The organism is Bacillus sp. EKM206B (assembly GCF_011066015.1).
Lineage (GTDB): Bacteria > Bacillota > Bacilli > Bacillales > Bacillaceae > Bacillus > Bacillus velezensis.
Map to the genome: position 1 here is coordinate 396,006 of NZ_JAAMNL010000002.1, position 12,123 is coordinate 408,128.

A 12,123-nucleotide genomic window follows, 5' to 3' on the forward strand; every position below is an offset into this window, starting at 1 on the left:
ATTTTACTGGAAAGTTTTATCATACTTAAAAGTAAAGTTTCTGGGCAGGGCTGCATACAATGAAACAGAAACTTTGTATTTTTATATTTTTATTATAAAAATGCACATGAGACAAATGCCCAGCATAAGATAACACGAAGAAGAACAAGGAGGCCTGCCGGAATGTCTGAATACAGGGAAATTATTACGAAAGCGGTAGTTGCGAAAGGAAGAAAATTCACCCAATGCACCAACACGATCTCACCTGGAGAAAAACCGTCAAGTATATTGGGCGGCTGGATTATCAACCACAAGTACGATGCCGAAAAGATCGGGAAGACTGTAGAAATTGAAGGGTATTATGATATAAACGTCTGGTACTCTTACGCCGATAATACAAAAACGGAAGTTGTAACCGAGAGAGTAAAGTATGTCGATGTGATTAAACTCAGATACAGAGACACAAATTACTTAGATGACGAACACGAAGTCATTGCCAAAGTGTTGCAGCAGCCGAATTGTCTTGAAGTCACCATTTCTCCTAACGGAAATAAAATCGTGGTTCAGGCAGAGAGAGAATTTTTAGCAGAAGTGGTCGGTGAAACGAAAGTCGTCGTCGAAGTCAATCCTGACTGGGAAGAAGACGATGATGATGATTGGGAAGACGATCTTGATGAAGAATTAGAGGACATTAACCCTGAATTTTTAGTCGGAGATCCTGAAGAATAAGTTGAGGCTAGGGGAGTTTAACACCCCAAGTCTCTTTTTTATATATAAAGATATCACTCTTTTGTTTATGTTATAATGGGATTCGGATAAGAGAAGATACATAGTGAGGGATTAAATGATGGCTAGTTACACGCCTATGATACAGCAATACTTGAAGATAAAGGCAGAGCACCAAGATGCCTTTTTATTTTTTCGGCTTGGTGACTTTTATGAAATGTTTTTTGAAGATGCAAAAAAAGCGTCACAAGAGCTTGAAATTACACTGACAAGCAGAGACGGAGGTTCGGCTGATAAAATTCCGATGTGCGGCGTGCCGTATCATTCCGCGGCGGCTTATATTGAACAGCTGATTAAAAAGGGCTATAAAGTGGCGATCTGTGAGCAGACGGAAGATCCGAAGGCGGCTAAAGGCGTTGTAAAAAGAGAAGTCGTCCAGCTGATCACACCGGGAACCGTGATGGATGGAAAAGGCATCCACGAGTCGGAAAACAACTTTATCGCTTCCGTTTCCGAATTCCGTGACGGATACGGTCTCGCTTTATCGGACTTAACGACTGGAGAAAACCTGGCCGTATTTATTGAGCGAATTGAAGATGTCATGTCAGAAATTTACTCAGTCGGCGCAAAGGAAATTGTCGTATCAAGCAAGTTTAACGAACATACAGCTGCTCAGCTGAAAGAACGGTGCGGCGCCACGATTTCCATCGAAGACGGGGAAATAACAGAGCGCATTGAAATCGCAAAGCACTTGCCGGGCGAAGAGCTGACAGAGACGTTTATGCGTTTATATACGTATTTGCAGAAAACGCAAAAACGGAGCCTGGATCACCTGCAGCCGGTTCAAGTATATGAATTGGAAGAAGCGATGAAAATTGACCTGTATTCAAAACGGAATCTTGAGCTGACGGAAACGATCCGTTCGAAAAGCAAAAAAGGGTCATTGCTTTGGCTTTTAGACGAGACGAAAACAGCGATGGGCGGCCGGCTTCTCAAACAATGGATTGACCGCCCGCTGATCAGGGCATCCCAAATCGAAGAACGCCAGGAAATGGTCGAGACGCTGATTAATCATCTGTTTGAGCGTGAAGATCTGCGCGAGCGCCTGAAGGAAGTATACGATTTAGAACGTCTGGCGGGCCGGGTCGCATTCGGAAACGTCAACGCAAGGGATTTAATCCAGCTGAAAGAATCTTTAAAACAAGTGCCGAGCATCAAAGAGCTTGTAGGGTCTCTTAACCATAAAAAAGCAAAAGAACGCGCCGGCCTGATTGATCCGTGCGGAGATTTGCTTGACCTGTTAGAAGAAGCCCTTCATGAAAACCCGCCGTTATCGTTAAAAGAAGGCAATTTAATTAAAGACGGCTATCATCAGAAGCTCGATGAGTACCGTGACGCCAGCAAAAACGGTAAAGACTGGATTGCCAGACTGGAGCAGCAGGAACGCGCTTATACGGGCATCCGTTCATTAAAGGTCGGTTTCAATAAAGTGTTCGGCTATTATATTGAAGTCACAAAAGCAAACCTTCATCTGCTTGAGGACGGACGGTATGAGCGGAAGCAGACCCTCACAAACGCCGAACGGTACATTACGCCGGAATTGAAGGAAAAAGAAGCGCTTATTTTAGAAGCGGAAAACAACATCTGCGAGCTGGAATATGAGCTTTTTGCCGGACTGCGTGAAAAGGTGAAACAATTTATTCCGCGCTTGCAGCGTCTTGCCAAACAAATGAGTGAGCTGGACGCACTGCAATGCTTTGCTACGATCAGTGAAAACAGGCATTACACAAAGCCCGTTTTTTCTGATAATGAAGTAAAAGTCATTGAAGGGAGACACCCCGTCGTTGAAAAGGTGATGGACAGTCAAGAATACGTGCCGAACAACTGCCTGATGGGCGATTCGCGGGAAATGCTCCTGATTACGGGTCCGAATATGTCAGGTAAAAGCACGTATATGAGACAGATCGCACTTCTATCGATCATGGCTCAGATCGGCTGTTTTGTGCCCGCAAAAGAAGCGGTTCTGCCGATTTTTGATCAAATCTTCACGAGAATCGGGGCAGCGGATGATTTGATTTCCGGACAAAGCACCTTTATGGTGGAAATGCTGGAAGCGAAAAACGCGATTGTGAACGCCACAAAAGACAGCCTGATCCTGTTTGATGAAATCGGCCGCGGGACATCAACGTACGACGGAATGGCGCTGGCACAGGCGATTATTGAGTATGTCCATGATCATATCGGCGCTAAAACACTGTTCAGCACGCATTATCATGAGCTGACGGTGCTTGAAGATAAGCTTCCTCAGCTGAAAAACGTTCATGTGCGCGCAGAGGAATATAACGGAACGGTCGTGTTTCTCCATCAAATCAAAGAAGGAGCCGCAGATAAAAGTTACGGCATTCATGTCGCCCAGCTTGCCGAGCTCCCGGACGATCTGATCAGCCGCGCGCAGGAGATTTTGAAACAGCTTGAGCAGACGGGAGATAAACCGGAGCTTCCGGCGGTATCTGAGAAAAAGTCCGCCGTCAGAGAAGAACCGGCACAGCTGTCCTTTTTTGCTGACGGTGAAAAAGAACAGAAGGCACCGGCTGTTTCTAATAAAGAAAAACAAGTGCTTGAAGCTTTTAAGTCAATCAATATTCTCGATATGACGCCGCTTGAGGCGATGAATGAAATGTACAAGCTGCAAAAAAAATTAAAATAGAAAGAGGTGACGGACTTGGCAAAAGTCATCCAGCTGTCAGATGAACTTTCAAATAAAATAGCGGCCGGCGAGGTGGTCGAACGGCCTGCCTCAGTCGTTAAAGAATTGGTGGAAAACGCCATCGACGCAAACAGCACAGTCATTGAAATCGACATAGAGGAAGCGGGGCTTTCGGCGATTCGGGTGCTCGATAACGGCGAAGGGATGGAAACCGATGATTGCAAGCGGGCTTTCCGCCGCCACGCGACCAGTAAAATCAAAGATGAAAACGACCTGTTCCGGGTGAGAACACTCGGTTTCCGCGGAGAAGCTTTGCCAAGTATCGCGTCTGTTTCTCATCTGGAAATCAAAACGAGCATCGGCGAGGGAGCGGGAACCCATCTCATTCTTCAGGGCGGGAATATCATTTCTGAACAGAAATCCTCCAGCAGAAAAGGAACGGAGATTATCGTTACCAACCTGTTTTTCAATACACCCGCCAGATTGAAATATATGAAAACCGTGCATACGGAGCTCGGCAATATTACGGATGTTGTCAACCGGATCGCTCTCGCGCATCCGGAAGTATCGATCCGTCTCCGCCATCAGGGGAAAAATCTGCTGCAGACAAACGGTAACGGGGACGTGCGCCATGTGCTGGCCGCAATTTACGGGACGGCGGTTGCGAAAAAAATGATACCGCTCCATGTCAGCTCGCTTGATTTTGAAGTCAAGGGCTACATTGCGCTTCCGGAAATCACGCGTGCATCCAGAAACTACATGTCATCTGTCATTAACGGAAGATACATTAAGAATTTCCCGCTTGTAAAAGCGGTGCATGAGGGCTATCACACACTTCTGCCGATCGGCCGCCATCCGATTACGTTTATCGAAATTACGATGGACCCGATTTTGGTCGATGTCAATGTCCATCCTTCGAAGCTTGAAGTCCGCCTCAGCAAAGAGACGGAGCTGCATGAGCTGATCCGTGACGGGATAAAGGAAGTGTTTCAAAAGCAGCGGCTTATTCCGAGCGCCCAGCTCCCGAAAAAATCAGCGCCGGCGCCGGCCAAAAACGAACAGCAATTTATGACATTCGAGGAAAGCGCGCCTGAGCGGAAACTTCCTGAAAAAACGTCGGAGCCGTCTTACTCACCAATGAAGCTGAGTTCGGTCGTAAAAGAGCCTGAGCCGGTAATAATAGAAGAAGAGATCCTCCTGAATGAAGCGGATCACGATGTGCCGCCGAAGATCGGCATGCCGGAACCGGAAGCGCCTGTTTCCGATACTCCGGAACCGGAAGCTGTCGCTGAAGAAATACGGGAAGAAAGAGTTCCAGTGATGTATCCGATCGGCCAAATGCACGGGACATATATTTTAGCCCAAAACGAAAACGGCTTGTATATCATTGACCAGCATGCGGCCCAAGAACGGATTAAATACGAATATTTCCGAGAGAAAGTCGGGCAGGTCGAGCCTGAAGTGCAGGATATGATCGTGCCGCTCACCTTTCATTACGCGGCAAATGAAGCGCTGATTATTGACCAGCATCAGCATGAGCTTGAAAGCGTCGGAGTATTTTTAGAAGCATTCGGCACGAACAGCTACATCGTCCGCTGCCATCCGGCCTGGTTTCCAAAAGGGGAAGAAGCTGAACTGATTGAAGAAATCATTCAGCAGGTGCTTGACGCCAAACAGATCGATATTAAAAAACTGCGGGAGGAAGCGGCCATTATGATGAGCTGCAAAGGCTCAATCAAAGCGAACCGCCATTTGCGAAACGACGAAATCAAAGCGCTCTTGGACGACCTGCGCCGAACGACAGACCCGTTCACATGCCCGCACGGCCGGCCGATCATTATCCACCACAGTACGTATGAGATGGAGAAGATGTTTAAGCGTGTGATGTAATCACAACGTTTATGTGAGACTAAACCGTTATTTGCCCACAAGCAGCCTTACTAGTTTGAATGACCCAGCCTTTCAGAGATAACTTTTGAGTTTTTTAATTTCTGGCATAATTGTTGCATCGGTATGCCGTCAATCATGAAAATGATTTGTTTAACATCCAGCTGCTTTTCTGTCATATAAAAATTGTTTTTGGAGAGTATTTGGGGTTGGCGATGTAGTATCCTGTGATTGGTGTAACCGTCTATATCGTCCATTGACTGCATTAATAGTGAAATAATTGGAGAAAACGGTTCCTGAAAAATCTCATGTTATTTGTGAAGAATTTAAATAAAATTGGAATTTGGCTGGTTATACTATCCGCAAGTTAGTCAAGGGGGACTAGTAATTAGCCCCCCTTTTAGTTCTTCCTGCGGTTTTTTCTATTTTTGATCAAACTGAAAACCACTAAGAGAACCACACCGACAGCAACGATATAAAATGAAATTTCTGCTGTTGCGGTATTAATATTCTTAAGAACAAGGATAAGTCCTATTAAAACTATAGGAATGATGTAAGTTAGAATTCTTATAGCTTTTGGGCTCGGTTCAGCGTTACTTTTATCTTCCATAGTTACCTCCGATCTTAACACGTTAGAAAATAATCACTTTAAAGCTTAACACAGGATAAATTTGTTAAACACCAACAATAGCCCCGTTTAAATGAAAAGCCTAAGAGTTTTAGTAATCCGCCAAGCGGCTGTTGGGTTGCCAGTTCTTTTAGAGCACCCGCATAGCACGCATCTTCAACTGCACCAGTAAAATTGTCGATCGTATTAAGAATTATTTCAAAACGCCGATTCCACCCATAGCAGCTTTAACTTTAGCAGGTATTGCATCCCAATCTGCTCTTAGTGCTTTTGCATCCCAGGTCAATTTACCTTGAGCAGTAAACTCCGACCCATATAACATAGTCTATTTGTCTAATGATTAATATTTACTTTTTACACTTAATGATTTTATGTTAGTTTTGTTTTTGCACAGTAAAAAGCTGCGCGACGCTTTCGTGAATTGTTGCAGCTAGGGCTGATTTGAAAAGAGTGTAAATTACGCCGTACTTTTCTAAGTTCAATTATGTTAATGTCAACATAACGTTGAATTCGGTGTAAGAACTAAGGTATTCTGATATATTTCGAGAGCCCGTATGGTTTAGTTTATCTTGAAGAAAAGGATTGAAATAATAATCTTGATTGCGGGTCATTTCTAAAAACTGATTATCCCCTTCGGCATTGCTTTTCAAAACAAAAGCTCAATTTGTTTTCTTTTTATCCGAAACCCATATTCATCCTTCATTTTCTGAATAAAATTCCCTAAAGAATTCATCTAAATTAATATTCTGATTTCCTTATATATCAGCATAGCAATCTGTAAAAAAGGTCCAGACTGGTGCTTTTGGCGGGAGCAGAAAGTTTTTTTAACTTTACCGGAAAATCCATGGAAAAACGTGGTGTCATCTGGTAAAGTGGTTACAGTCGGCTGGGCGGCGGCAGCAGTCTGCCCGGATCTTTTAAATGGGAATGGTGACAATGGATCATACATATGAAGTGCATCAAATCAAAACTTATCACCAGATGTGGTCCAACTATTGTTATATTATCGCAGACCGCTCAAAAAAATCTGCGATAGCGGTGGATCCGTCCTGGGAAATCGATAAAATAACCGATAAACTGCATGAATTGGATGTTGATTTATCCGCTATTTTATTAACACATTCGCATTATGACCATGTAAATTTGGCGGAGCCGCTTCAGCAAATCTATCATTCTGATATATACATGTCGTCGGCGGAAATCGATTTCTATCAATTCCGGTGCAGAAACTTAATAGCGCTTGAAGACGGCCAAACCTTTGCGGCCGGAGGGTTTATCATCAGAAGTATACTGACCCCGGGACATACGGCCGGGGGAATGTGCTATTTGCTATCTGATCATCTTTTTACCGGTGACACCGTGTTTACAGAAGGGTGCGGTATATGTGAGGATAGGGGCAGCTCAGCTGAAGATATGTTTCACAGTATACAGAGGATCAAAGCCTCCATTCCGCCGCATGTGCGTGTGTATCCGGGGCACTCCTTCGGGGAGAAGCCGGGTCAAAAAATGGAGAGTCTTTTGAAAAACAATATTTACTTTCAGATTGAAAAAAAAGAACATTTTGTGAATTTCCGCAACAGAAAAAACCAAAAAGGGCTGTTTCATTTTAAGTAATGTGTAATTTAGTTCTTTCTAACTAGCTTTTCTTTTAAGGCAAAGAAGTTCTGAAATGGAATGGTAGTTATTACTAGATTTCTGGTGATGAATGGCTGAGTAACGGGAGTTTGCGGAAGAGAACGCCGGGCAGGCCGGATGGGACATTCTGCTTACGCCTGTTCCGAAAGCCCTGAGTCCGCCTTTCGACAGGGAAAAATAGGCATTATTCAGGAGTTCGCATAGGATAAATTAACTTGACATGGTATTTTTGTGAAGTTACTATCAACTTGAACATGCTTCTTATCTGAATCCGAGAAAGGATGGCTGAGAAAATGATCACATACTTATTCCCCGGACAAGGTTCTCAAAAGCAGGGAATGGGGAGCTCATTGTTTGATGAATTTAAAGACTTAACGGAGCAGGCTGATGAAACACTCGGATATTCCATGAAACGGCTTTGTCTTGAGAATCCGTATTCGAACCTTCACAAGACGCAGTTCACCCAGCCTGCTTTATATGTTGTAAACGCGTTAAGCTATTTGAAAAAAATCCAAGACAATGACATAAAGCCGGATTATGTGGCTGGCCACAGTTTGGGAGAATATAATGCGCTGTTTGCAGCAGGTGCTTTTGATTTTATTACCGGCCTGCAGCTTGTCCGTAAAAGAGGCGAATTAATGAGTATGGCCACTGACGGAAAAATGGCCGCTGTTATGGGGTTAACTGCAGCTCAAGTGTCAGACGCCCTTCAAACGCACGGATTACATACGATTGATATTGCTAATATGAATTCTCCTCACCAAGTTGTCATATCCGGACGCAAAGAAGACATTGAAAGAGCCAAAAGCGTATTCGAAGGATTAAAAGACGTTACGATGTTTCATCCGTTAAACGTAAGCGGCGCTTTTCACTCGAGATATATGAGTGAAGCAAAACAAGAGTTCGAAAAATTTTTACAGTCATTTCATTTTTCTGCTATATCAATTCCTGTCATTTCTAATGTTCATGCCAGACCTTATGAGCAAGACGGAATCCACTCCGTTCTGGCCGATCAGATCGACCATTCAGTGCGATGGAACGACAGCATCCGCTATCTGCTGGACAAAGGGCGGATGGAATTTGAAGAAGTCGGCCCGGGCCATGTGCTGACAGGACTTATTCACCGCATCAAAAAAGAAACTGAAGCTTCACCCGCCACGTAGCGGAATGCAAGTCAAAATTCTTATCTCACACAATAGTGCCAGCCATACAACATCACGACCACTTCACCTGCACACGACATCACGAAAAACTTACAAATCAATATTTTGAAAAAATAAAGAGCGAAAAGGAGAACAAATGAACCAGCCAATTGTTTTCATGTTTTCTGGACAGGGTTCCCAATACTATCAAATGGGGAAAGAGCTGTTTGCACATAACGCCGCTTTTCGGCAGAAAATGCTTGACTTGGACGATTTTGCAGTCAGCCGTTTCGGTTACTCTGTCCTAAAAGAGATGTATCATACAGGCAATCGTCTGTCTGATCCATTTGACCGCCTTCTTTTCAGCCATCCTGCCATTTTCATGGCTGAGTACGCACTTGCATATGCTTTGGAGCAAAGAGGCATACGTCCCGATTATGTGATCGGAGCAAGCCTCGGAGAGTATGCAGCGGCCGCTGTGTCGGGCGTGCTGAGCGCCGAGGATGCTTTAGATTGCGTGCTGGAACAGGCCCGAATCGTTACGGAAACTTGCCGTAACGGCAGCATGCTTGCGATACTGGGTGATCCGGCTTTATATCAAGATGATCCGCTGCTCGGCGAACATAGTGAATTGGCATCTGTAAACTATCATTCTCACTTTGTCATCTCGGGAGAGCGGGAACATATCAAAAAGATCATGGACGATCTGAGAGAAAAGCAGATTCCTCATCAGCTATTGCCGGTATCTTACGGGTTTCACTCAGCGCTGGTTGATCAGGCGGAACAGCCGTACAAGCGTTTTTTAGCTCAGAAATCAATCCGGACTCCGTTTATACCGTACATCTCCAGTGCGACCGGAGGGGCTGAGACCGATATACAAGCGGACTTTTTCTGGGATATCGTAAGAAAGCCGATTCGATTCCGCGAAGCACTTCAATTCGCAGACAGCCGCCAAAAAGGATTGTATATTGATGCCGGGCCTTCCGGAACATTGGCCGCATTTGCCAAACAGATTCTTCCTGCAGGATCGGCTGAACGCATCCGTGCCATTATGACGCCGTTTCATAAAGAACAAACACATTTGCAGCAAATAGAAGACAGCATTTTATCACCGCCCGGAAGGAGACTGTAAGATGATCAGCTTTGTTTTTCCAGGCCAAGGCTCGCAAAGAATAGGGATGGGAGAGGACCTGTTCGGCCGCTATCCTGAATTAACCGCAAAGGCCGATCACATTCTCGGATATTCCATTCAGGAGCTGTGCCGGGACGGAGAACGTCTCAATCAGACTCAATTCACTCAGCCGGCGCTCTATGTCGTCAATGCCCTCAGTTATTTGAAAAAAACAGAAGAAACCGGCTTGAAACCGGATTTTACCGCCGGACACAGTTTGGGCGAATATAACGCGTTATACGCTTCGGGCGCCTTTGATTTTGAAGAAGGCTTACAGTTGGTCAAAAAAAGGGGCGAACTGATGAGCCGCGCAAAAGGAGGCGGCATGGCAGCGGTGATCGGCCTGACTCATGAGCAGGTGACGGATGTTTTAAGAGAAAATCACTTGGATATGATTGATATCGCCAACATGAACACACCGCAGCAAATTGTCATTTCCGGATATAAAGAAGATATTGAAAAAGCAGCATCCGTTTTTGAAGCTGTAAACGGCGTAAAAATGGTTCACCGCTTAAATGTCAGCGGCGCCTTTCATTCCAGATACATGCTGGAGGCGAAGGAAGAGTTTTCACGGTTTATTGAATCTTTCCATTTTAAGCCGCTGTCCATCCCGGTCATTTCAAATGTGACGGCAAGACCCTATGAGCAGAGAGAGCTGAAAGAGACACTCACCGGACAAATAACGGGATCGGTGAACTGGACAGACAGCATCCGTTTCTTAATGGGAAGAAAGAACATGAGCTTTGAGGAAATCGGTCCCGGAAAAGTGCTGACGGGGCTGATTCAAAGAATTACGGCTGAAGCGGAGCCGATAACAGATGAAATCAAAGTCCCGGCTGAGGCTGGAAAAAGCTCAATTACGGCGGCGTCTTTAGGAAATGAAGAGTTTAAGCGCGATTATCAATTGAAATACGCCTACTTGGCCGGCGGCATGTACCGCGGAATTTCTTCGAAGGAAATGGTTGTCAAACTGGCTGAAAAAGGAATGATGGGCTTTTTCGGAACGGGCGGTTTGAACATCGCGCACGTTGAGGACGCCATTTTGTCAATTCAGCATGAGCTTCGTGACGGCGGTTCCTTCGGCATAAATGTTGTACATAACATGAAGCATACAGATTCAGAAGAAAAAATGATTGATCTTTTACTGAAGCATGGGATTCAGAACTTGGAAGCATCAGCGTTTTTAACGGTTACTCCCGCTTTAGTAAGGTTTCGCGCTAAGGGGTTAAAACGCGGTGCCGGCGGACAAATAATAGCGCGTCAGCGGATTATCGCCAAGCTGTCCCGTCCGGAAGTAGCGGAAGCGTTTCTCAGCCCGGCGCCTGATCACATTCTGCAGAAACTTGCAGCCGAAAACAAAATTACCGCTGAAGAAGCAAGTCTGATGAGAGAAATACCCGTTGCGCATGACATCTGCGTAGAGGCTGATTCAGGCGGCCACACTGACGGCGGAGTTGCTTACAGTCTCATGCCGGCGATCATCCGTTTACGAGATGACATGATGAAAAAATACCGATACGGCAAAACCGTCCGCGTCGGAGCCGCAGGGGGAATCGGAACGCCAGAGGCTGCCATGGCCGCATTTATGCTCGGCGCTGATTTTATTGTGACCGGATCTATTAACCAATGCACCGTTGAGGCAGCGACGAGCAGCCTCGTAAAGGACCTCCTGCAGCAGATGAATGTACAGGACACGGCCTACGCGCCGGCCGGCGATATGTTTGAATCAGGCAGCAAGGTGCAGGTATTAAAGAAAGGGCTGTTCTTTCCGACCCGCGCCTCTAAGCTGCATGAACTGTATCAGCGTCACCGCTCAATTGAAGAAATTGATGAAAAGACACTCAGACAAATAGAAGAGAAGTATTTTAAGGCAAGTGTAAGCAGTATTTATGACAAAGTGAAGGCTCATTATTCGAATGAAGACATTTCAAAAGCCGAACGGAATCCGAAACAGAAAATGGCGCTCATATTCAAATGGTATTTCAGGCAAAGTTCTGCTTCGGCGATTAAAGGAGACCCGGATGCCAAGGTAGACTTCCAGATTCATTGCGGCCCGGCATTAGGCGCCTTTAATCAATGGGTGAAAGGTACGGAGCTGGAGTCCTGGAAAAACCGCCATGCCGATGGTATCGGCCTGCGGCTTATGGAAGAGACGGCCTCGCTTTTGAATCAGAAGTTAGGTTCATTTTTACAAACGTGTTGACAAGACGAAATGATAGATTGAAAACATGGAATATTCATAAAAGAT

General features: G+C 45.2%; 8 protein-coding genes. 7 read left to right on the top strand and 1 reads right to left on the bottom strand.

What is annotated here, in order from left to right:
• Window positions 1-162 precede the first annotated feature (162 nt).
• The 3 genes from cotE (at window position 163) to mutL (ending at window position 5,302) form a co-directional block, all read left to right on the top strand.
• Window positions 163-708 carry an outer spore coat protein CotE gene (gene cotE, locus G9F50_RS05095; RefSeq protein WP_003154111.1) on the top strand — a complete coding sequence of 182 codons (546 nt, stop codon included), beginning with the start codon at window positions 163-165 and terminating at the stop codon, window positions 706-708.
• Between the two features lie 118 nt (window positions 709-826).
• Window positions 827-3,412, top strand: coding sequence for a DNA mismatch repair protein MutS (gene mutS, locus G9F50_RS05100; protein ID WP_007409829.1), 2,586 nt, complete (start codon window positions 827-829; stop codon window positions 3,410-3,412).
• A gap of 15 nt (window positions 3,413-3,427) precedes the next feature.
• The gene (gene mutL, locus G9F50_RS05105; protein ID WP_060561675.1) at window positions 3,428-5,302 is read left to right on the top strand and encodes a DNA mismatch repair endonuclease MutL; all 1,875 of its coding nucleotides are present in this window, start codon (window positions 3,428-3,430) and stop codon (window positions 5,300-5,302) included.
• A 397-nt stretch (window positions 5,303-5,699) separates the two neighbouring features.
• Here mutL and G9F50_RS05110 read toward each other — a convergent pair whose 3' ends face one another.
• On the bottom strand, window positions 5,700-5,909 hold the full coding sequence (locus G9F50_RS05110) for a hypothetical protein (protein ID WP_060561674.1): 210 nt from the start codon (window positions 5,907-5,909) through the stop codon (window positions 5,700-5,702).
• Window positions 5,910-6,863: 954 nt separating this feature from the next.
• On the opposite strand from G9F50_RS05110, the gene G9F50_RS05115 reads away from it, so the two are divergent.
• The 4 genes from G9F50_RS05115 to fabD (G9F50_RS05130) all read left to right on the top strand — a co-directional run bounded on the left by G9F50_RS05115 (window position 6,864) and on the right by fabD (G9F50_RS05130) (window position 12,078).
• Entirely contained in the window at window positions 6,864-7,541 is a 678-nt protein-coding gene (locus tag G9F50_RS05115; RefSeq protein WP_003154103.1) for an MBL fold metallo-hydrolase, read from the top strand.
• 314 nt (window positions 7,542-7,855) lie between these two features.
• Window positions 7,856-8,725: an ACP S-malonyltransferase gene (fabD, locus tag G9F50_RS05120; protein ID WP_060561673.1), complete on the top strand. Its 870-nt coding sequence runs from the start codon at window positions 7,856-7,858 to the stop codon at window positions 8,723-8,725.
• A gap of 136 nt (window positions 8,726-8,861) precedes the next feature.
• Window positions 8,862-9,836, top strand: coding sequence for an acyltransferase domain-containing protein (locus G9F50_RS05125; RefSeq protein WP_060561672.1), 975 nt, complete (start codon window positions 8,862-8,864; stop codon window positions 9,834-9,836).
• A gap of 1 nt (window position 9,837) precedes the next feature.
• On the top strand, window positions 9,838-12,078 hold the full coding sequence (gene fabD / locus G9F50_RS05130) for an ACP S-malonyltransferase (protein WP_060561671.1): 2,241 nt from the start codon (window positions 9,838-9,840) through the stop codon (window positions 12,076-12,078).
• Window positions 12,079-12,123: the final 45 nt, after the last annotated feature.

What these genes read in the sequence shown, in the direction of transcription:
- G9F50_RS05110 (WP_060561674.1), bottom strand. Translation starts at nt 5,909, where the DNA reads ATGGAAGATAAAAGTAACGCTGAACCGAGCCCAAAAGCTATAAGAATT.
- G9F50_RS05125 (WP_060561672.1), top strand. Translation starts at nt 8,862, where the DNA reads ATGAACCAGCCAATTGTTTTCATGTTTTCTGGACAGGGTTCCCAATAC.
- fabD (WP_060561673.1), top strand. Translation starts at nt 7,856, where the DNA reads ATGATCACATACTTATTCCCCGGACAAGGTTCTCAAAAGCAGGGAATG.
- cotE (WP_003154111.1), top strand. Translation starts at nt 163, where the DNA reads ATGTCTGAATACAGGGAAATTATTACGAAAGCGGTAGTTGCGAAAGGA.
- mutS (WP_007409829.1), top strand. Translation starts at nt 827, where the DNA reads ATGGCTAGTTACACGCCTATGATACAGCAATACTTGAAGATAAAGGCA.
- fabD (WP_060561671.1), top strand. Translation starts at nt 9,838, where the DNA reads ATGATCAGCTTTGTTTTTCCAGGCCAAGGCTCGCAAAGAATAGGGATG.
- G9F50_RS05115 (WP_003154103.1), top strand. Translation starts at nt 6,864, where the DNA reads ATGGATCATACATATGAAGTGCATCAAATCAAAACTTATCACCAGATG.